This is a genomic window from Bacillus sp. Bwzl_19, from assembly GCF_054900515.1.
Genome location: NZ_CM142729.1, coordinates 2435077 through 2454124 on the forward strand (window position 1 = coordinate 2435077; position 19048 = coordinate 2454124).

The 19048-nt window shown below is 47.0% G+C and carries 20 protein-coding genes, 2 tRNA genes, 1 pseudogene and 1 riboswitch; of the genes and pseudogenes, 2 read left to right on the forward strand and 21 right to left on the reverse strand.

The genetic code is table 11. The features are described from left to right. Positions 1-151 precede the first annotated feature (151 nt). Positions 152-502, forward strand: a complete 351-nt coding sequence (locus ACW5MY_RS12930; RefSeq protein WP_014472150.1) for a hypothetical protein — start codon at positions 152-154, stop codon at positions 500-502. A 38-nt stretch (positions 503-540) separates the two neighbouring features. Here the strand turns inward: ACW5MY_RS12930 and ACW5MY_RS12935 are convergent, their stop codons facing one another. The 14 genes from ACW5MY_RS12935 to sdhC form a co-directional block, all read right to left on the reverse strand. Continuing rightward, positions 541-726, reverse strand: a complete 186-nt coding sequence (locus ACW5MY_RS12935) for a hypothetical protein (RefSeq protein WP_013353091.1) — start codon at positions 724-726, stop codon at positions 541-543. Between the two features lie 249 nt (positions 727-975). Then, positions 976-1049: transfer RNA gene (locus tag ACW5MY_RS12940), tRNA-Arg, on the reverse strand. Positions 1050-1173: 124 nt separating this feature from the next. Next, positions 1174-1247 (reverse strand) — tRNA-Arg (locus ACW5MY_RS12945). Positions 1248-1361: 114 nt separating this feature from the next. Then, positions 1362-1871 carry a YfcE family phosphodiesterase gene (locus tag ACW5MY_RS12950; protein WP_013353092.1) on the reverse strand — a complete coding sequence of 170 codons (510 nt, stop codon included), beginning with the start codon at positions 1869-1871 and terminating at the stop codon, positions 1362-1364. Between the two features lie 16 nt (positions 1872-1887). After that, positions 1888-2484 (reverse strand): XTP/dITP diphosphatase, encoded by a 597-nt coding sequence (locus tag ACW5MY_RS12955; protein ID WP_088030569.1) that lies wholly within the window; start codon positions 2482-2484, stop codon positions 1888-1890. A gap of 12 nt (positions 2485-2496) precedes the next feature. Continuing rightward, on the reverse strand, positions 2497-3234 hold the full coding sequence (gene rph / locus ACW5MY_RS12960) for a ribonuclease PH (protein ID WP_289393788.1): 738 nt from the start codon (positions 3232-3234) through the stop codon (positions 2497-2499). Positions 3235-3343: 109 nt separating this feature from the next. Next, a complete protein-coding gene (locus tag ACW5MY_RS12965; RefSeq protein WP_013353095.1) occupies positions 3344-4429 on the reverse strand; it encodes a GerMN domain-containing protein in 1086 nt (361 codons plus the stop codon). Between the two features lie 105 nt (positions 4430-4534). After that, positions 4535-5353, reverse strand: a complete 819-nt coding sequence (gene racE, locus ACW5MY_RS12970; protein WP_013353096.1) for a glutamate racemase — start codon at positions 5351-5353, stop codon at positions 4535-4537. Between the two features lie 7 nt (positions 5354-5360). Beyond that, positions 5361-5801 carry a MarR family winged helix-turn-helix transcriptional regulator gene (locus tag ACW5MY_RS12975; RefSeq protein WP_013353097.1) on the reverse strand — a complete coding sequence of 147 codons (441 nt, stop codon included), beginning with the start codon at positions 5799-5801 and terminating at the stop codon, positions 5361-5363. Positions 5802-5987: 186 nt separating this feature from the next. Then, positions 5988-6212 (reverse strand): spore germination transcription factor GerE, encoded by a 225-nt coding sequence (gene gerE, locus ACW5MY_RS12980; RefSeq protein WP_003152579.1) that lies wholly within the window; start codon positions 6210-6212, stop codon positions 5988-5990. 120 nt (positions 6213-6332) lie between these two features. Continuing rightward, positions 6333-6770, reverse strand: coding sequence for an acyl-CoA thioesterase (locus ACW5MY_RS12985; protein ID WP_013353098.1), 438 nt, complete (start codon positions 6768-6770; stop codon positions 6333-6335). 59 nt (positions 6771-6829) lie between these two features. Then, positions 6830-7588 (reverse strand): succinate dehydrogenase iron-sulfur subunit, encoded by a 759-nt coding sequence (gene sdhB, locus ACW5MY_RS12990; RefSeq protein WP_013353099.1) that lies wholly within the window; start codon positions 7586-7588, stop codon positions 6830-6832. A 2-nt stretch (positions 7589-7590) separates the two neighbouring features. Next, positions 7591-9351, reverse strand: a complete 1761-nt coding sequence (gene sdhA, locus ACW5MY_RS12995) for a succinate dehydrogenase flavoprotein subunit (RefSeq protein WP_013353100.1) — start codon at positions 9349-9351, stop codon at positions 7591-7593. Positions 9352-9384: 33 nt separating this feature from the next. After that, a complete protein-coding gene (gene sdhC / locus ACW5MY_RS13000) occupies positions 9385-9993 on the reverse strand; it encodes a succinate dehydrogenase cytochrome B558 (RefSeq protein WP_003152571.1) in 609 nt (202 codons plus the stop codon). Positions 9994-10289: 296 nt separating this feature from the next. On the opposite strand from sdhC, the gene ACW5MY_RS13005 reads away from it, so the two are divergent. Next, the gene (locus tag ACW5MY_RS13005; protein ID WP_013353101.1) at positions 10290-10736 is read left to right on the forward strand and encodes a YslB family protein; all 447 of its coding nucleotides are present in this window, start codon (positions 10290-10292) and stop codon (positions 10734-10736) included. A gap of 46 nt (positions 10737-10782) precedes the next feature. Here the strand turns inward: ACW5MY_RS13005 and ACW5MY_RS13010 are convergent, their stop codons facing one another. The 7 genes and pseudogenes from ACW5MY_RS13010 to ACW5MY_RS13040 all read right to left on the reverse strand — a co-directional run bounded on the left by ACW5MY_RS13010 (position 10783) and on the right by ACW5MY_RS13040 (position 19041). Further along, the gene (locus tag ACW5MY_RS13010; protein ID WP_013353102.1) at positions 10783-12012 is read right to left on the reverse strand and encodes an aspartate kinase; all 1230 of its coding nucleotides are present in this window, start codon (positions 12010-12012) and stop codon (positions 10783-10785) included. A 125-nt stretch (positions 12013-12137) separates the two neighbouring features. Further along, positions 12138-12317: riboswitch (Lysine riboswitch) on the reverse strand. A gap of 61 nt (positions 12318-12378) precedes the next feature. Then, positions 12379-14151 carry an excinuclease ABC subunit UvrC gene (gene uvrC, locus ACW5MY_RS13015; protein ID WP_013353103.1) on the reverse strand — a complete coding sequence of 591 codons (1773 nt, stop codon included), beginning with the start codon at positions 14149-14151 and terminating at the stop codon, positions 12379-12381. A 145-nt stretch (positions 14152-14296) separates the two neighbouring features. After that, the gene (trxA, locus tag ACW5MY_RS13020; protein ID WP_003152560.1) at positions 14297-14611 is read right to left on the reverse strand and encodes a thioredoxin; all 315 of its coding nucleotides are present in this window, start codon (positions 14609-14611) and stop codon (positions 14297-14299) included. 151 nt (positions 14612-14762) lie between these two features. Then, positions 14763-16252, reverse strand: a pseudogene (locus tag ACW5MY_RS13025) (alpha-N-arabinofuranosidase). Between the two features lie 213 nt (positions 16253-16465). After that, on the reverse strand, positions 16466-17443 hold the full coding sequence (locus ACW5MY_RS13030; protein WP_014470796.1) for an electron transfer flavoprotein subunit alpha/FixB family protein: 978 nt from the start codon (positions 17441-17443) through the stop codon (positions 16466-16468). Positions 17444-17474: 31 nt separating this feature from the next. Beyond that, positions 17475-18248 carry an electron transfer flavoprotein subunit beta/FixA family protein gene (locus ACW5MY_RS13035; RefSeq protein ID WP_013353106.1) on the reverse strand — a complete coding sequence of 258 codons (774 nt, stop codon included), beginning with the start codon at positions 18246-18248 and terminating at the stop codon, positions 17475-17477. A gap of 13 nt (positions 18249-18261) precedes the next feature. Next, positions 18262-19041: an enoyl-CoA hydratase gene (locus ACW5MY_RS13040; protein WP_013353107.1), complete on the reverse strand. Its 780-nt coding sequence runs from the start codon at positions 19039-19041 to the stop codon at positions 18262-18264. Between the last annotated feature and the right edge of the window lie 7 nt (positions 19042-19048).

The following is a 19048-nucleotide window of genomic DNA, read 5'->3' on the forward strand; positions in this document are numbered from 1 at the left end:
TTCCGTTCATATACGAATATGTCACATTTTATTCCAAGATTTTTCACGGTCTTTCCGTCCCGCCTGTCAGATATTCAGTTCAGATTGAACAGGCTCTTTATACAGACATACGCATACACTATTCTTATCTCGTGAAGAAATGAGTGATGTCATGAATAAGATGTTATCAGGCATGCAGGGCCTGCCTCCTGGATTTCCGCCTTTACCGGTTTTACCGCCGCAGTCTTATTATCCTCCGGCTCCGATGCATACAGCCCCATATCAGGCCGGTCCTTCTTTTCAGCAGGGATTTCCGCCATCCGGTTACGGGCAGCAGACCCCGCAAAGCACGCTGGCATTCTCCGGACAGCAATTCGTCCCGTACCCTTATACATCCGGGTACTACGGCCAAACCTTCAGTGACGTCGGAGGAAGCCTCGGCACCGGGACACATCCCGGCGCACTCGGAGGCGGTTTCAGCGGCGGCCATACCGGCTTCAGCGCTCCAAGCGGATTCAGATGATATAAAAAACCGGCCCCGCACGGCCGGTTTTTTCTTACTTACAGGGTATAACGGTCATTCCATTGATTCAATTCCTGCTCCGTATAGTAATCAGCCCTTGAAACCTCAACAATAATTAAACCGCATTGAGTGATTAAAAATTGTTTCAGCTCCTCAAACAGCTCATCTTTTCCGCAAAAGATGGTTTCTATATTGTAATTCTTATATGCAAATGCGTACTTCAAAAGCTAATTCCTCCCGCTGTCTTTCTATCGATTATTGACAAAATGTATGATAGAAATTAGATAATTTATCACTCAAGGGCGCCTTAAGTATCTTTATACATATATTTATTACGGTAAATATTACATTAAGTTTCATTTATATTAAAATTACTTTACAATTTTCATAAAATACGGAACTTTTGTTTCGTAAAAAAAATAAAATACAAAAAACCTCAAACCCATTGACAGGGCTTGAGGTTTTTAATTATACGTCCCAGGAGAGATTCGAACTCCCGACCGACGGCTTAGAAGGCCGTTGCTCTATCCGGCTGAGCTACTGGGACATGAAAATCAAATCGTTCTGCTGATCATTTTACCATGATGTCAGCGAATTTACAATATGGTCATCCGATAAAAAAGGCCAGCGGCATCAGTTTTCACTCTGATGTCACCAGCTCTTTTTTTGTACGTCCCAGGAGAGATTCGAACTCCCGACCGACGGCTTAGAAGGCCGTTGCTCTATCCAGCTGAGCTACTGGGACAAGATTTTGCTTTATGTATCAGCGACAAGATTTATTATATACAGGTTCATATCATAAGTCAATATTTTTTCAGAAACTTTTTATGGGGAAGAAAGAAATCTTCCCCATCACATGTTAAAAGCTGATTGTATTCCTCAAGTCCTTCAATTCCTGACCTGTTTCGTCGTAAAAAGCCATGGCGCCTTCACTTTCTGTGAGAGTAAGAATGGCATAGCTTTTCACATTGCGGACTCTCGGAAGGCGGATGCTCCCCGGGTTAATCAAAAGCTTGCCCCGAAGCACTTCACTTCCGGCAATATGCGAGTGGCCGAAGCAGACAATATCCGCTCCAAGCTCTTCCGCCCGGTAAAAAACAGTTAAAAGTGACTGTTTAATGCCGTGAAGATGTCCGTGAACGGCCAGGATTTTCTTTGAACCGGCATCCAGCAGGAGTTCGTCCTGAAATCCGCCCCCAAAGTCGCAGTTGCCTTTCACCGTATGATACGGTGTGAGCGCAGGATGTGCGGCGTCAAGCTCTGAATCACCGCAATGAATCATCAGATCCACTTCGTCTTCGTGCCGCTTCGCGATCGTTTCCAGTTCGTCTTCAAGGCCGTGACTGTCACTTATCATCAGCACTTTCATTGCATTACGCTCCCCCTTACGCATCAAGCAGCTTTGACAGTTTCTTGAGCGCTTCAGCCCTGTGGCTGATTTTGTTTTTCTCGGCGCTTGTCAGCTGGGCCATGGTTTTATCTTTATCCTTTACAATAAAAATGGGATCATAGCCGAACCCGTTATCTCCCTCGGGTTCTTCTGCAATATATCCTTCAACATGGCCTTCGACCGTTTTGGTTTCCTGCCCCGGCATGCTGACGGCAAGGGCGCAGCGGAAACGGGCCGTACGCTGCTCTTTTTCGATGCCTTTTAATTCTGACAGCACCTTGTCCATATTCGCTTTATCATCTTTTGCTTCGCCTGCATAACGGGCTGAATAAACGCCCGGTCTGCCTCCCAGGTTGTCCACTGATAAACCGGAGTCGTCCGCAATGACCATTTTGTTTACGGCTTTTGCCACCGCTTCCGCTTTTAAAATGGCGTTTTCTTCAAAGGTATGTCCGGTTTCTTCAATTTCTTCCGTAAATCCGATTTCCGCCAAAGAAGAGACACTGTAGCCTTTCGGTTCGAGTATTTCTTTAAATTCTTTCACTTTTCCCGGATTGTGTGTCGCAATAATGGCTTCTTTCACGCTGATCAGGCCTCTCTTTCTTTATTTCAGTTCAGGCAATGTATCTCCAAGCACTTCTTTTTGTTTTTGAATAAGCGTCTGGATTCCTTTTTCGGCAAGGCTTAACAGTCCGTTTAAATCTTCACGGGAGAATGTGGCTTCTTCGCCCGTCCCTTGAAGCTCCACAAAACGTCCGCTTCCCGTCATGATGATATTCATATCGACTTCAGCCGCTGAGTCCTCTTCATAATTCAGATCCAAAAGAAGGCCTTCTTCTTTATCCATCCCGACAGAAATGGCCGCGAGATAGTCTGTCACAGGAGAGGTTTTGATAACGCCGCTTTTTACGAGTTTGCCGGCCGCAAAGGCCATTGCCAAGAAAGCGCCGGTAATGGAAGCCGTTCTTGTTCCGCCGTCCGCTTGAATGACGTCACAGTCGATCCAGATCGTCCGTTCGCCGAGCTTCTCCAAATCAACGACGGCCCGGAGCGCGCGCCCGATCAGACGCTGGATTTCCATCGTTCTTCCGGAAACCTTTCCTTTTGAAGATTCTCTTATCGTTCTTTGATTCGTGGCGCGGGGAAGCATGCTGTATTCCGCTGTGATCCAGCCTTTTCCTCCGCCGCGTAAAAATGGCGGCACCCGGTCTTCCACTGATGCATTACAGATGACCTTTGTGTTTCCCGCTGTAATTAAAACAGAGCCCTCCGGGTGAGTGATAAAATCCAAATCAAATGTGATAGGTCGCAGCTCATCGTGCTGTCTTCCGTCGTGTCTCATATTTTACCTCCGATTATATGTACATAAACCTTTTGTTCCGGATTGTGAATAAAGAAAGAGGCAGCCGGAACGCTAACCTCTTTTTTACTAGTATATCAAAAATCGCAAATTAAAAACTACCCGTATTCACTTGGGACGGCCTCGAAACAGGTTTTGAAAGGGATTCTCCTTTTTCATTCACCAGTTCTGACTTTCCGTTTACTTTTATAGAAACACTTTTTATCGACGGCTGTTCTGTTAATGTGAGGACGATGCTGTCCAGTACGCCCGATGATACCATTTTTGTTTTTTCATCGGCGCTTCCGTAAATAGAGCTGTTAAAATCAAGTGTAACCTGGCCGTCTTTTACTTTCGGCTTGCTGAGGAGCTTAACATCGTTATTAAAGTCCGTCAAAAGCCCGCTTGCTTTGCCCGGTCCGTCGGCGAGCTGCTCAACGGCTGCGGTGATGTCGTTTGTTTCTGAATTGTCAATCCGCTTTGTGACAGGCACGTAGTATTCACTGGTCTCTGTTTCCGCCAGATAATACACAGTCAGCGGATGGGTGTCTGTCAGATCATTCACTCCGGCGGTTTCAATATTAATCCCGTCTTTTCTGCTTAAGTCGCCCGTAATCGGCGTGCCGCCCACAGGCATTTCTTTCAGTTCATGCCCGTTAATTCTGATTTTGACTTTATCTATTGAGCTGAATTGGGTAAGCGTCCATGTAATCGATTGCAGGATTTTTTGTTCGTCTTCTTTTTTGTAGTTTTTAAATTCCTTCGAAAAATCAGCGACGGCGGTACCGTCTTTTTTAATGTCAACATTTACCGTCGTATCCGCAGGGAGCACCGCTCTGAAGCCATTCGGCAGGATTTCTGACACAGGCCCTCCCTGAACCAAATACTCAAGGGCCTGCTTTGCGGTTCCCTCACTGTTCGGAAGAGGCAGTGTCTGTGCTGCGACATAGCCGTTTTTATCAATCAGATACAGCTCTCTCATGACTGTATTGGCCGGCTGATCGGCTTTAGATGTGCCGTTTTTTTCTGACTGCGTTGATTTCGCCTGAATTCCCGCTTCATCTTTTACATATGAAATGTCTTGAGGCGGGTCGATTTCCCCGGCTGTTTTATCGGATTGAAACAAACCGCATCCTGATAATACAAAAGCCGAAGTAAGACATGTTGCAGCAATGACTGCAGGTCCTTTTTTCAGCATACTTTTCCCTCCTAAGGCTGTTTGTACTATGATGTATACGAGCCCTGTGCGGGAAATAGACCGGGATGCGCAAAAAAACCCGCCGTAAACAGCGGGTTTTTTGATTTATTTTCTGATCGGCTCTTGAAGGGAGATGCACTCGACATGGCCGATTTCATGACCGAACCAGTCTTCGGCAATTTTTGCGAAGCCGTTCCGCTCTCCCGTTGTTAGAAACTGATGCTCCGGTGCATGTTTCGATTGGTTTAACAAACCTTTATAAGACAAAATGGTGCTCACTTCTCTCGCTGTCTCGTCTCCGGAGGAAATGATTTTCACATGCTTTCCCATATAATCCTGAATCGGATCTTTTAAAATCGGATAATGCGTGCACCCTAAAATCAAGGTGTCAATTGCTGTACCTTTTAAAGGCTCAAGCGATGCTTCGACCGCTTCCGCCGCCGATTCCTGAAGAAACCGTCCGCTTTCCACAAACGGCACCAGCAGCGGGCAAGCCATGTTCTCGACTTGAAGGTCTGCATTTAATCCGAGCAGCGCCTGCTCATACGCTCGGCTTTTAATGGTATTTATCGTGCCGATGACGCCGATATGCTGATTTTTCGTGACCTTGATCGCCGTTCTCGCACCCGGCTGAATGACGCCGACAACCGGTATATCCGTTTTGCGCTGAATATCCTCCAAGGCAATGGCCGTGGCCGTATTACAGGCGATCACGAGCATTTTGATATGGTGGTTTTCCAGCAGGTAATCGGTCATTTCCCACGTGTATTGAAGAACTTCTTCTTCAGGACGCGGGCCGTACGGGCAGCGTTTTGTATCTCCCACATAGATGATATTTTCCTTCGGTAGCTGTCTCATGATTTCCTTGGCAACGGTTAACCCGCCAACCCCGGAATCAATGACTCCTATCGGCTGTTCCAACAAAATCGCCTCATTTTCTTTTCATTTCATGCTGCAGTTTCAATAATGACTTTTCGAAGAGGGCTGTTTCTTCTTCGGAAAATGTCTCAAACATGTCCCGCAAATAAGCCTGCCTTTTCAAAATCACTTCCTGGATAATACGCTCTCCTTCAGCGAGAAGATGAATTCTGACGACACGTCTGTCAGCTGGGTCTTTAACCCGCTCGACAAGCTTATTTTTTTCCATGCGGTCTATCAGATCCGTCGTCGTGCTGCAAGCCAAATACATTTTGCCTGATAATTCGCCTATTGTCATATCCCCCAATTCATAAAGCCATTGAAGCCCCACGAATTGCGGCGGTGTAATTGAATATTGGTTAAGGATTTCTCTTCCTTTTTGTTTAATGATCGCAGCGATATGGCGGAGTGATTTTTCGATATCCGCAACATGCTCTACAGATTTTGATGTCATTTGTCCATCCCTCACTCAAGGATCTTTCTGGGCTATGCGCTCCGTGTCTATTTTCCTTCTTTTTTTAAAAAAATGCAAGACTGACGGAGAAAAAGGGAAAGCCGGGATTTTCACCGCATGCCCATTTTCCTGGGCGCCAACACAAATAACCGGCTCCTTCTCGTAAAGAAGGAAAACCGGCAAGAATCAGAGCTCTAGCTCACCCATTCTAAGAAGCTCGACAACAGCTTGCGAACGCCCTTTCACACCTAACTTCTGCATGGCATTTGAAATGTGATTCCGTACAGTTTTTTCACTGATAAATAGCTCGCTTGCAATTTCCTTTGTTGTCTTGTCTTGAACGAGCAATTCGAATACTTCTCTTTCTCTTTTGGTCAGCAGCGGCTTTGATTGAAAATCTTTCTCCTTCAAGTATTGTAATCCTCCTTGCTAAGGTGAGAGCGAATCTGAAACGAATGGGTTTATATAGTCAAGATATCATATGTAAAGGGCGCTTCGGAGGTGACGTCACTTAGAGAAATAGTTATCTGCTCAGGAGAGCAGGATGCCTTTCTCCCGCTCCGTCCAGCTGACCGCTTTGCCGCTTGTCTTTGACACTTGAACCATAACGACGGAACCGGTAAAGCACGGCAGGCCTGACTCATTTTCTCCAAGGTAATGAAGGGTGACGGACGCATTTCCGACAGAGCTTGCTTTGACATGAATCCGCAGGTTTTCATACGGCATCACCTGACGCATATAGTCGCACTGCTGGCTTGCGACGACCGTCATCGTTTCCGAATTTTGCGCTGATATGCCCCGCTGTTTAAAATAAGCGATCCGGGCTTCTTCAAAATAGATGAAAGGGATTACATTATTCATATGGCCGAACATATCCGTTTCTGAAAACCGAACCGTCACTTCAGTGAAGAAAGAAAACGACTGTCTCCACTCTTCAAACGGGATGTCAATATATTGCGGTTGTTTCATCACCTTCAGCTCCTTATAAAAAAACCTCTCCCGTGCGGAAGAGGCTCTTTTTTTCTTTCTTATACTCTGTCGCTTCCGAAGAAATTGCGGAATGCTTGTAAATTCGTATCTCTGTTCAAAGCAGCGATTGAAGTCGTGAGCGGAATGCCTTTCGGGCAGGATTGAACACAGTTTTGTGAATTCCCGCAATCTCCGAGGCCGCCGTCTGTCATTAAAGCTTCTAAACGTTCTGACTTGTTCATCGCGCCCGTCGGATGGGCGTTAAACAGACGCACTTGCGACATCGGGGCAGGCCCCATGAATTTCGATTTGCTGTTGACATTCGGGCAGGCTTCGAGGCAGACGCCGCATGTCATGCATTTAGACAATTCATATGCCCACTGGCGGCGTTTTTCCGGCATTCTCGGTCCCGGTCCCAAATCGTAAGTCCCGTCAATCGGCACCCATGCTTTCACTTTTTTCAGTGAATCAAACATTCTGCTGCGGTCCACCTGAAGGTCACGGACAACCGGGAATGTTTTCATCGGTTTCAGACGGATCGGCTGTTCCAGCTTATCAACCAGCGCCGTACATGACTGGCGCGGTCTTCCGTTGATGACCATGGAGCAGGCGCCGCATACTTCCTCAAGACAGTTCATGTCCCATGCAACCGGCGTCGTTTTCTCCCCTTTTGCATTAACGGGATTTCTGCGGATTTCCATCAGGGCAGAAATCACATTCAGATTCGGACGGTAATTGATTTCAAATTCTTCATCGTATGGCGCGCTTTCGGGCGTATCCTGGCGTGTAATGATAAACCGTATCTTTTTCTCACTCATGATTATTTCGCCACCTTCTTCTTCGAGTAGTCGCGTTTACGGGGCGCAATCAGTGATACATCGACATCCTGATATTCAAATTCCGGAGCTTCAAACGGACCGGCATGTTTAGCCATTGTCGTTTTGAGCCACTCATCGTCATTTCTTTCAGGGAAATCCGGTTTATAGTGCGCTCCCCGGCTTTCATTTCGGTTGTATGCGCCGAGCGTGATGACTCTGGCAAGCTGAAGCATGTTGGAGAACTGGCGGGTGAACATTGCCCCTTGGTTGCTCCATTTAGTCGTATCGTTGATATTGATTTTCTTAAAGCGTTCCATCAGCTCTTGAATTTTGTCATCCGTTTTCAAAAGCTTGTCGTTGTGGCGCACCACCGTTACGTTAGCCGTCATCCATTCTCCGAGCTCACGGTGAAGCACGTAAGCATTTTCATCGCCGTCCATCTTCATGATATCGGCCCATTTTTCTTCTTCTTTTTTCACATAGGAATCAAATAATGAAGAAGACATGTCTTCCGCTGATGTTTCAAGTCCTGAAACATATTTCACCGCATTCGGACCGGCAACCATTCCTCCGTAGATGGCGGAAAGCAGAGAGTTCGCCCCTAAACGGTTTCCTCCGTGCATTGAATAATCACATTCACCCGCTGCGAACAATCCGCGGATGCTTGTCATCTGATCATAATCAACCCACAGGCCGCCCATTGAGTAGTGAACAGCAGGGAAAATTTTCATCGGAAGCTTGCGCGGGTCATCCCCCATGAATTTTTCATAGATTTCAATAATGCCGCCAAGCTTAACATCAAGCTCTTTCGGATCTTTGTGCGAAAGATCAAGATACACCATGTTTTCTCCGTTGATGCCGAGTTTCTGATTCACGCATACGTCAAAGATTTCACGTGTCGCAATATCCCGCGGCACGAGGTTTCCGTAAGCAGGATATTTTTCCTCAAGGAAGTACCAAGGTTTTCCGTCTTTATACGTCCAGACTCTTCCGCCCTCACCGCGCGCCGATTCACTCATCAGACGCAGTTTATCGTCTCCGGGAATTGCTGTCGGGTGAATTTGGATAAATTCGCCGTTAGCGTAGTAAGCTCCCTGCTGATAAACGATTGATGCGGCAGATCCCGTGTTGATCATGCTGTTTGTTGATTTGCCGAATACGATTCCGGGTCCTCCCGTCGCCATAATAACGGCGTCAGAACGGAATGACTCGATTTGCATATTGGTCAAATTTTGAGCTACGATACCGCGGCACGTGCGCTCATCGTCAAGAACGGCGCCGAGGAATTCCCAGCCTTCGTATTTTGTGACGAGACCCGCCACTTCATATCTGCGCACCTGCTCGTCCAGAGCGTAAAGAAGCTGCTGACCCGTCGTCGCTCCCGCGTATGCTGTTCTGTGGTGCTGTGTACCCCCGAAACGGCGGAAGTCCAAGAGCCCTTCCGGCGTTCTGTTAAACATAACCCCCATGCGGTCCAATAAGTGGATAATGGACGGCGCTGCTTCACACATCGCTTTTACAGGAGGCTGGTTTGCCAAAAAGTCGCCTCCGTATACCGTGTCATCAAAATGCTCGAACGGAGAGTCTCCTTCCCCTTTTGTGTTGACAGCTCCGTTTATCCCGCCCTGCGCGCAGACCGAGTGAGAGCGTTTGACCGGAACGATGGAAAACAATTTAACGGCCGTGCCTGATTCCGCTGCTTTAATTGTCGCCATGAGGCCGGCAAGACCCCCGCCGACTACAATAATGCTTGATTGACTCATGATAGCCCCTCTCCCTCTAGTAATCTAGTTCTCTTACACAAACGCAAAAATTGCTTTTAGACCGACGTATGAAAGCGCTAAAAATATAATCAGCGTCACGTAAGTCGAAATTCTTTGAGAACGCGGCGTGACCGTGATCCCCCATGTGACCGCAAAAGACCATAAGCCGTTTGAAAAGTGAAAAATGACCGATAAAACGCCTACAATGTAAAAACCGAGCATGAACGGCGAGCTCAAAATATTCGCCATCATATCAAAGTTGACTTCAGCGCCCATCTGTGCGGCAATCCGCGTCTGCCACACATGCCAGCTGACGAAAATAAGGGTGAGAATACCAGTGACACGCTGAAGCACAAACATCCAGTTTCTGAAATAACTGTAGTGGCCAGCGTTGTTTTTCGCAGTAAATGCTATGTACACACCGTAAACCGCATGATAAATTAAAGGTAAGAAAATAATAAAAATTTCTAACGCATACCTGAACGGCAGACTGTCCATAAAGCCGGCCGCCTTGTTAAACGCATCTGCTCCCCTTGCGGCAAATTGGTTGACGACTAAATGCTGGATCAAAAAGATGCCGACCGGAATAACACCGAGCAAGGAATGCAATCTTCGAAAATAAAACTCTCTGTTCCCAGACATTACTTTACCCCCTGTTTGATTTAAGTGCGAAATGTGCTAAAATCTCTGCCCCCACTTCGTTTCAATTGTAAGCACTTTATTAAAATTTATTGACAATTTCATTTTACTCCTCCCTCAAATGAGCGTCAAGAAAACGTGTACATAAATTATAATTTTCCGAATTGATTATCTGACGGGAAAATTTTATTTTCCTGCGATATCTTTCTCACTTTTTTTCACGTGTTTTATAGGATCATCCTGTAATCCTCCCCCCTGTTTAAGCTATAATAAACGAAGGAGAGAGGGGAATACATAATATGAAGAATAATTATGAAGCAGCTTTAGAACCTTTAACTGAACTCGACGTCAGCGCATACGGCTACGAATTAATCCGGGAAATCGTGCTTCCGGATATCCTGGGCCCGGAACATTCATCCATGATGTATTGGGCGGGAAAACGCCTCGCCCGCAAATTTCCTCTTCAATCGTGGGAAGAAATCCCCGCCTTTTTTGAAAAAGCCGGCTGGGGAACTTTGACAAACACCGGATCAAAAAAGCAAGAGCTTGAATTTGAACTGGAAGGACCGCTCGTATCCAGCAGGCTTAAACATCAGAAAGAGCCGTGTTTTCAGCTTGAAGCCGGTTTTATAGCCGAACAGATTCAATTGATGAACGATCAGATTGCAGAATCTTATGAACAGGTAAAAAAGAGAGCGGATAAAGTCGTCCTGACTGTAAAATGGGATATGAAGGACCCTGTATAATTGAAAAAAGGCGGTGACTCCAAGTCCCGCCTTTTTGCCTGCCCGTTTATACGGCAGACGGCTGTTTAGAAAGCTCAAACGCATCGTGAAGCGCTTCGACCGCTTTCACCATATCATTTTCGCTGACAACCGTTGATACTTTTATTTCAGATGTGCTGACCATTTTTACTTGTACATTTTTTTCCGCCAGTACGGCAAACATGTCTGCAGCGACGCCGGGATTTGAGACCATGCCTGACCCGACAATGGATACTTTCGCCAGCTTTCTTTCAGTTTCAATTTTTTCATAGTCAAGCGCGTTTTTATATTCTTCAAGCACAGCGACCGTTTGAGCGGCATCTTCCGTTTTCACTGAGAAAGAAATGTCCGCTTCCCCATCGTCCGCCTGTGTCTGAATAATGATGTCAACGTTGATGTTTCGTTTTGCCAAGGCGGTGAAGATCGTTGAAAGGGTTGTCAGTCCGCTTGTCAGGCCTGTAACGGACACCCTCGTGATCTGGTCTTCAAATGCAATTCCTCTGACGATTAAATTCTGCTCCATTGATGATTCCTCCTCAATTAACGTTCCCGCTTCATGTTCCGTACTTGACCGCACTTCCAAAGGCACTTGATAGTTTTTCGCGAACTCAACCGCCCGCGGGTGAAGGACACCCGCTCCGAGATTTGCAAGCTCAAGCATTTCATCATAAGAAATCCCCGCCAGTTTTCTCGCTGACCGGACGTACCGCGGATCTGTCGTAAACACGCCCGGAACGTCTGTGTAAATGTCACATTTATCCGCTCCTAATGCTGCGGCAAGAGCGACCGCCGTTGTATCGGAACCGCCCCGTCCGAGCGTCGTAATGCCGCCGTCTTCCGTTACGCCCTGAAAACCGGCGACGACTGTAATCCTGCCTTCAGCAAGCTGGGCCTGAATTGCCGTGATATCAATATCCGTAATTCTCGCATTGCCGTGGACGGCTTCTGTGCGGACACCCGCCTGCCATCCCGTATAAGAGACGGCGTCATATCCTTTTTCCTGAAGCGCCATGGCTAAAAGCGAAATCGTGACCTGCTCTCCCGTAGACAGAAGCATATCCATTTCACGTTTACTTGGCTCAGATGTGATTTCCGCCGCCAGGTTAACGAGCGCGTCGGTTGATTTTCCCATTGCCGAAACGACGACTACGACGTCATGGCCTTTTTGCTTTTCAGCAATGGCTCGATTTGCGGCATGTTGAATTTTTTCGGCAGAGCCGACGGAAGTGCCTCCGAATTTTTGTACGATAAGACCCATACTAGACCACCCTTTACATTTTGGTTCGTGCGGGTGAGGAGAAAAGAGCGTTTTGTTCACAATAAAAAAAGCAATGAGAGGAATAGCTCTCATTGCTTTTTCATATCATTACGACTGATTATGAACAACGAGATAGCCCTCCAAGAAAATGAATTCTTGACAGCCTTACATTTATTTAATGCAAGGCCAGCAAAACACACCGATGGGATGTGATTCACTTCGGCGACGCTCCCCTTTCAGCTTTTCTCGCAGAATCCATCATTCTCAAAAAGCTTACTATTGAAGTTCGCACCTCTATCTTCACCTTATAACACGATCTTATGAAATTAGTTCACATTCTAGCAGGTTTTTCAGAAAAGCACAATACTATTTTTTCAATTTTTCAAACAGCATCTGAGCCGCCGCAGCCGGCACACCGGCTTTTTTAATATCGTCAAGGCTTGCTTCCTTCATCTTTTTGACGGATCCGAAATGCTTTAAGAGCATTTTTTTGCGTTTTTCGCCGATGCCCGGGATATCATCCAAAACGGATTGAAAGGCGCTTTTTCCCCGGATCTGCCTGTGAAAACTGATCGCAAAGCGGTGAACTTCGTCCTGAATGCGCTGAAGCAGGTAAAATTCCTGGCTGTTCCGCTCCAGAAACATCGGTTCAAGCGGATCGCCGATCAAAAGGTTGGATGTTCGGTGTTTATCATCCTTCGCCAATCCCGCTACAGGGACATCAAGGCCGAGCTCATTTTCGAGCACGTCGCGCGCCGCATTAATCTGTCCTTTTCCGCCGTCAATGATGATTAAATCCGGCAGCGGGAGATTTTCGCGGAGCACCCTCGAATATCTTCTTCTGACGACTTCCCTCATAGAGCCGTAATCATCAGGCCCTGTTACGGTTTTAATTTTATATTTGCGGTATTCCTTTTTATTGGGCTTACCGTCAATAAAGACAATCATGGCCGACACAGGGTTTGTGCCTTGAATATTGGAGTTGTCAAACGCTTCAATCCGATGCGGCGTGTAAATGTTCAGCGCCTCACCGAGCCGTTCGGCAGCACCGATTGACCGTTCCTCATCCCGTTCGATTAATGAGAATTTTTCCCGCAGAGCGATTTTCGCATTTTTGTGCGCAAGCAAAAGCAGCTCTTTTTTCGGGCCCTTTTTCGGCTGATGCACGGCGGTTTCCAAAAGCTCGCTGATCATGTCCCTGTCCACGCTGTCAGGCACCAGAATTTCTTTAGGCAGAAAGTGATTGTTTTTAGAATAGAACTGGCCGATGTAGGTCAGAAATTCTTCATCCGCTTCCTGATACATCGGAAACATGCTGACATCGCGTTCAATCAGCTTTCCCTGGCGTATGAAAAAGACCTGGACGCACATCCAGCCTTTATCGTAGGCATAAGCAAACACATCGCGATCCAAAAGGTCATTCATGGTCATTTTCTGCTTCTCCATCGTCGATTCGATGTGAGCAAGCTGATCGCGGAATTCTTTAGCCCGTTCAAATTCAAGCTTTTCCGCCGCCTCTGTCATTTTCTCTTCAAGCTCTTTTTTGACCTCGTTATGCCCTCCCTTTAAAAAACGGGTGATATCTTCAACCAGCTCGCGATTTGTCTCCTCAGAAATATCTTTAACACAAGGAGCGAGGCATTGTCCGAGATGATAATAAAGACAGACGCGGTCCGGAAGCTTCGAGCACTTCCTGAGCGGGTATAGGCGGTCCAGCAGTTTTTTCGTTTCCCGCGCCGCCTGCACATTCGGGTACGGGCCGAAATAGCGCCCTTTGTCTTTTTTGACATTCCGGGTGACAATAAGCCGCGGATGGCGTTCATGGGTGATTTTAATAAAGGGATAGGTTTTGTCATCTTTCAGCATGACATTGTATTTCGGATCGTATTTTTTAATCAGATTCATTTCCAAAATAAGCGCTTCAAGATTGGAGGAGGTCACGATATATTCAAAGTCCTCAATCTCCGTCACAAGCCTTTGGGTTTTTGCGTCGTGAGAACCGGTGAAATAGGATCGCACCCTGTTTTTCAGCACCTTCGCTTTCCCCACGTAGATGACTGTTTTTTGACGGTCTTTCATTAAATAACAGCCCGGCTGATCGGGAAGGAGGGCCAGCTTTTCTTTCAGTTGTTTATTCATACGTTACCCTTCCTTATATTCATTTCTCGTGTCCATTCAGTGTATCACGAACATTTGTTTTTCTCCATTCTCAGCTTTTGGCAGATCAAAAAAAGGCGATTCCTCTTTAAAAAGGAATCGCCCTGCCGTAACGGCCGCTTTTGGCTTACAGATGTTTGTTTACAAGCTCTTCAAGCGCTTCTTTCGGTTTGAAGCCGACAGATGTTTCAACGACTTCTCCGTCTTTTAACACAAGAAGTGTCGGGATGCTCATTACGCCGTATTTACCGGCAGTTTCTTGGTTTTCATCAACGTCGATTTTGACGATTTTCAGTTTGTCTCCCATTTCTTGATCAAGCTCTTCAAGAACGGGCGCGATCATTTTACAAGGTCCGCACCAAGGAGCCCAGAAATCCGCCAATACGACCCCTTCACTTGTTTCAGCTGAGAACGATTGATCAGTTGCTTTTACGATAGCCATTTGTTATTCCTCCAATGTCAAATGATGATTTTTAGTATAGCATCTCCCATTCGTTCATGCTAATTTAATGCTTATATTATTTTCTCCCGAACTCCTCTGAAATAATCTTCTTTATATGGTGTATGATAACCGATCAGCAGGCATTCAAAACTTAAGATGGATCAGCAGGCAGCGTAATTAAAACTACCGCCATCGGAGGAAGCTCGGCCTCAAGGTTTCCGCCCTTTTGAGTAAATCCGGAAAACGGCTTCGGTTTGACGTTTTCCGGGCTGCTGAATGTATTGCGGGCATTCATTTTTTCCGCATGCAGAATCGTTCCCGAAGGCTTCCCTGTCTTTTTCATGCCCCGCAGCTCAATCTTCACGTCGGCTTTTTGCAGATGATCGATATTGCAAATGCTGATATGTATGTCGCCGTTTTGCTGTTTGGACGCTGAAATGCTGACCTGCGGGAGCCGGCCGTCTTTCCATTCGTACCCTGCTGCTTTTGTTTCTGATGCCAAAAGAGAAGCGTCATGATGAACCTTAAACATATCAAACACATGATATGTCGGCGTCAACAGCATCTGTTTCCCTTCTGTCAGGATCATTGCCTGAGCACGTTGACGGTTTGCGCGATATTGGCCATTTGTACGCGGTCTGCGTGCTGATGAAAAATGTGAAAATGCGTGGCGGCGACAAGCGCGTCGCGGATCGTATTCTGCTGATACAGAAAGCCCGGATTCGTGCCGGGCTCAGGATCAAGCCATGTGCCCCATTCATCAATGATCAGACCGACTCTTTTTTCCGGATCATACTGATCCATGATGGCGCTGTGCCTTGTGATCAATTCATCCATATGCGCCGCTTTTTTCATCGTGATGAACCATTCATCTTCCGTAAACTCCGTCGCTGATCCTTTTCCCTTCCAGAAGTCGCCCGGTATTGTGTAATAATGGAGGCTCAGCCCATCCATAAGATCTGCGGCTTTTTTCATTAAGGTTTCGGTCCAGCGGTAATCGTCGACATTCGCGCCGCCGGCAATTTTATAGATTTCATTACCGCTGTAATTGCGGACATAGGTTTGAAAATTTCTGTAAAGGTCGGCATAATACTCAGGATGCATGTTTCCGCCGCAGCCCCAGTTCTCATTTCCTATTCCGAAATATTTCAGCTTCCATGGTTTTTCCCGCCCGTTTTCCTTTCTCCAGTCGGACATCGGCGTGCCTGCTTCAAATGTCATGTATTCAATCCAATCAGCCATTTCCTTAACCGTTCCGCTGCCGACGTTTCCGGCGATGTACGGTTCGCAGCCGAGCAGTTCACAAAGCATCATAAATTCGTGCGTGCCGAATTCATTGGAATCAATCGTCCCGCCCCAATGGGTATTCAGCATTGTTTTGCGTTTCCCTACGCCGTTTGCCCAATGGTATTCATCAGCAAAACAGCCGCCGGGCCATCTGAGAACGGGGATCTGAAGCTTTTTGAGAGCGGAAGCGACATCTGTCCTGATCCCGCCGGTATTCGGGATATCGGAATCTTTTCCGACCCAGATGCCCTCATATATACCTCTTCCTAAGTGTTCCGCGAAATGTCCGTATATATTTTTGTTAATGGCTGCTCTAGTGATATCGGTTTGAATAACTGCCGTATTGTGAGACAAACTTGATCATTCCTTTCCCATAATAAGAATGAAAGCACTACAGTCAATCTTTGTATCTGGGATGTATGCTGAAAGGATAAGTTTGTAAGCGCTTTACAGAAAGCTTATTACATTGGTTCGGACATGTCAATCTGTTATTTTATCAATGTATAATTTGTACGAACCAATTATCCCAAAGCAAAACCCTCTGACAAAAGATCCAGAGGGTTTTGATTATGAATGAATATTGGCATTTTTAAATTCCTGAGTCAGAAGCGGAACCACTTCGAACAAATCGCCGACAATTCCGTAGTCCGCTATTTTGAATATTTCCGCTTCCGGGTCTTTGTTAATGGCAACGATGACTTTACTGTTTGACATTCCCGCCAAGTGCTGAATCGCTCCGGAAATTCCGCAGGCAATATACAAATCCGGTGTGACGACTTTTCCCGTCTGGCCGATCTGAAGAGAATAGTCACAATAGTCCGCGTCGCAAGCGCCGCGCGAAGCGCCTACCGCTGCTCCCAGCACTTCGGCAAGTTCTTTTAACGGTTCAAACCCGTCTTTGCTTTTGACGCCGCGGCCGCCCGCAACGATAATTTTCGCTTCTGACAGATCCACGCCGTCCGCTGTTTTTTTGACTACTTCTTCAATGACCGTCCGCAAATCTGCCGCCGGCGCCGCAAGCTCTTCAATATCACCCGTGCGGCTCGCGTCTTTTTCTAACGCCTGAATGTTATTCGGACGGATTGTCGCCAAGATGAAAGGATCGGTTGAAATCACCTGTTCAAAGGCTTTGCCGGAATAGATCGGTCTTGTAAAAACGATGTTGTCCCCGGTAACGCTTACATCCGTACTGTCTGAAATCAATCCCGTTTCAAATCGGGCCGCAAGCTTCGGTGACAAATCTTTTCCCATAGAAGTGTGGCCGAAAATGACCGCATCAGGCTTTTCATTTTCGATCAGATCCCCGAGAACCGCGGCATATCCGTCTGCTGTATACTGAGAAAGCCCCGGTGTATCAGCCGTAAATACTTTGTCGGCGCCGTAGTGAATGAGTTCTGGTGCTGCATCAGCCGCGCCTTTTCCCATCAGCACGCCGATTACATCTCCTCCGCCGGAAATGGTTTTGCCTGCGGCTATAGCTTCAAAGGTGACGTTCCGTAAGGCGCCGTCACGAATTTCTCCGAGTACGATCACTTTTTTTCCCATTCTGACATCCCCCAGTTTCTTTAATATCAGTTTATACGACTTTGGCTTCTTTTCTCAGCAATGATACAAGCTCTTTCGCCTGCTCGGCGGCTTCTCCTTCGATCAGTTTGCCCGCTTCTTTTTGCGGCGGCAGAAAACGTTCGATTGTTTTGAGCTTCGGAGCAGCATCGTCCTCATCAATGTCAAGGTCATCGAGCTCAAGTTCTTCCAGCGGTTTTTTCTTCGCCTTCATAATGCCCGGAAGCGACGGATAACGCGGCTCGTTTAATCCTTGCTGCGCCGTGATGACCAAAGGAAGAGAAGTTTTAATGATTTCGGTATCCCCTTCATTGTCTTTCTCTGCAACAGCTTCATCGCCGCTGATTGTCAATTTTGTAATCGTTGTGATGCAAGGAATGTTTAACAGTTCGGCAAGTCTTGGCGCCACTTGGCCGGAGCCGCCGTCGATCGCCACATTTCCGCCGAGAATCAGATCATATTCCTGATCTTTGAAATAGTGATATAAGATCGTTGAAATGGAATATTGGTCAGGATCGCTCAGGTCATCTTCAATATTGATTAACACCGCCTGGTCGCAGCCCATCGCAAGAGCTGTTCGCAGTTCTTTCTCCGCGTCCTCTCCGCCGACGGTTACGGCGGTAACGGTTCCGCCGTGCTCTTCTTTCAGCTGAATGGCTTCTTCAATGGCGTATTCATCATACGGATTAATGATAAATTCGGCTCCGTCCTCCTGAATCTTTCCTGCTTCAATGACGATTTTCTCTTCTGTGTCAAACGTCCGTTTCATCAGTACAAATAGATTCATATTCTTATCCCCTTTATCTTCGCCCACCGAATTGAGGCTTTCTTTTTTCGAGAAATGCCTGAATGCCTTCTTTTGCGTCATCTGATGCAAATGCTTCCCCAAAGCGCTTTGCTTCAAGCTTTAAGCCGCCGTCATAAGAATAAACCTTGTTTGTATAAAGGAGCTCAAGCAGGGAAGCCATCGACTGCGGGCTTTTTTCCGCAAACTTGCCTGCGAGTGTTTTCGCCTTTTGCAGCAGCTCTTCCTCATTTTCGGCGCCTATGGTGACAAGCCCGAGGCTGAGCGCTTCTTTTCCGGTCACAGGTTCTGACGTGCCGATCATTTCAAGCGCTTTCGCCGTGCCGACGTACCGGGGCAGACGCTGCGTCCCGGCAAAGCCCGGGATAATGCCGAGATTCAGCTCGGGCAGGCCGAGCTTTGCATCCAATGTAGCGATTCTGATATGACAGGCCATGGCAAGCTCCAGACCGCCGCCAAGCGCAGCGCCGTGAATCGCTGCGATAACAGGCTTCGGAAACCCTTCAATTTTTTCCATCAGCTGCTGGCCTTTATCCGCCATGGCAGAAGACTGCTCAAGATTTTCAAGCGACGTAAATTCCTTTATATCGGCGCCCGCCGAGAAAAATTTCCCCTCACCGCGAATGATGATGCTTCTGACGCTGTCATCTGTTTCATACCGGTCGAACAGACCGGACAATTCGTCTAAAATCGCACCGGACAGCGCGTTGGCCGGCTGATGATCAATGGTGATCACCGCGATAGATTGTTCTACCGCCACTGAAAGGCTGTTCATCCGTCAA

Excerpts from the sequence above, each read along its gene's own strand:
- ACW5MY_RS12930 (WP_014472150.1), top strand. The coding sequence starts at position 152 with ATGAATAAGATGTTATCAGGCATGCAGGGCCTGCCTCCTGGATTTCCG.
- ACW5MY_RS12950 (WP_013353092.1), bottom strand. The coding sequence starts at position 1,871 with ATGAAAGTGCTGATGATAAGTGACAGTCACGGCCTTGAAGACGAACTG.
- rph (WP_289393788.1), bottom strand. The coding sequence starts at position 3,234 with ATGAGACACGACGGAAGACAGCACGATGAGCTGCGACCTATCACATTT.
- ACW5MY_RS12965 (WP_013353095.1), bottom strand. The coding sequence starts at position 4,429 with ATGCTGAAAAAAGGACCTGCAGTCATTGCTGCAACATGTCTTACTTCG.
- ACW5MY_RS12975 (WP_013353097.1), bottom strand. The coding sequence starts at position 5,801 with ATGACATCAAAATCTGTAGAGCATGTTGCGGATATCGAAAAATCACTC.
- ACW5MY_RS12985 (WP_013353098.1), bottom strand. The coding sequence starts at position 6,770 with ATGAAACAACCGCAATATATTGACATCCCGTTTGAAGAGTGGAGACAG.
- sdhB (WP_013353099.1), bottom strand. The coding sequence starts at position 7,588 with ATGAGTGAGAAAAAGATACGGTTTATCATTACACGCCAGGATACGCCC.
- sdhA (WP_013353100.1), bottom strand. The coding sequence starts at position 9,351 with ATGAGTCAATCAAGCATTATTGTAGTCGGCGGGGGTCTTGCCGGCCTC.
- sdhC (WP_003152571.1), bottom strand. The coding sequence starts at position 9,993 with ATGTCTGGGAACAGAGAGTTTTATTTTCGAAGATTGCATTCCTTGCTC.
- ACW5MY_RS13005 (WP_013353101.1), top strand. The coding sequence starts at position 10,290 with ATGAAGAATAATTATGAAGCAGCTTTAGAACCTTTAACTGAACTCGAC.
- ACW5MY_RS13010 (WP_013353102.1), bottom strand. The coding sequence starts at position 12,012 with ATGGGTCTTATCGTACAAAAATTCGGAGGCACTTCCGTCGGCTCTGCC.
- uvrC (WP_013353103.1), bottom strand. The coding sequence starts at position 14,151 with ATGAATAAACAACTGAAAGAAAAGCTGGCCCTCCTTCCCGATCAGCCG.
- trxA (WP_003152560.1), bottom strand. The coding sequence starts at position 14,611 with ATGGCTATCGTAAAAGCAACTGATCAATCGTTCTCAGCTGAAACAAGT.
- ACW5MY_RS13030 (WP_014470796.1), bottom strand. The coding sequence starts at position 17,443 with ATGGGAAAAAAAGTGATCGTACTCGGAGAAATTCGTGACGGCGCCTTA.
- ACW5MY_RS13035 (WP_013353106.1), bottom strand. The coding sequence starts at position 18,248 with ATGAATCTATTTGTACTGATGAAACGGACGTTTGACACAGAAGAGAAA.
- ACW5MY_RS13040 (WP_013353107.1), bottom strand. The coding sequence starts at position 19,041 with ATGAACAGCCTTTCAGTGGCGGTAGAACAATCTATCGCGGTGATCACC.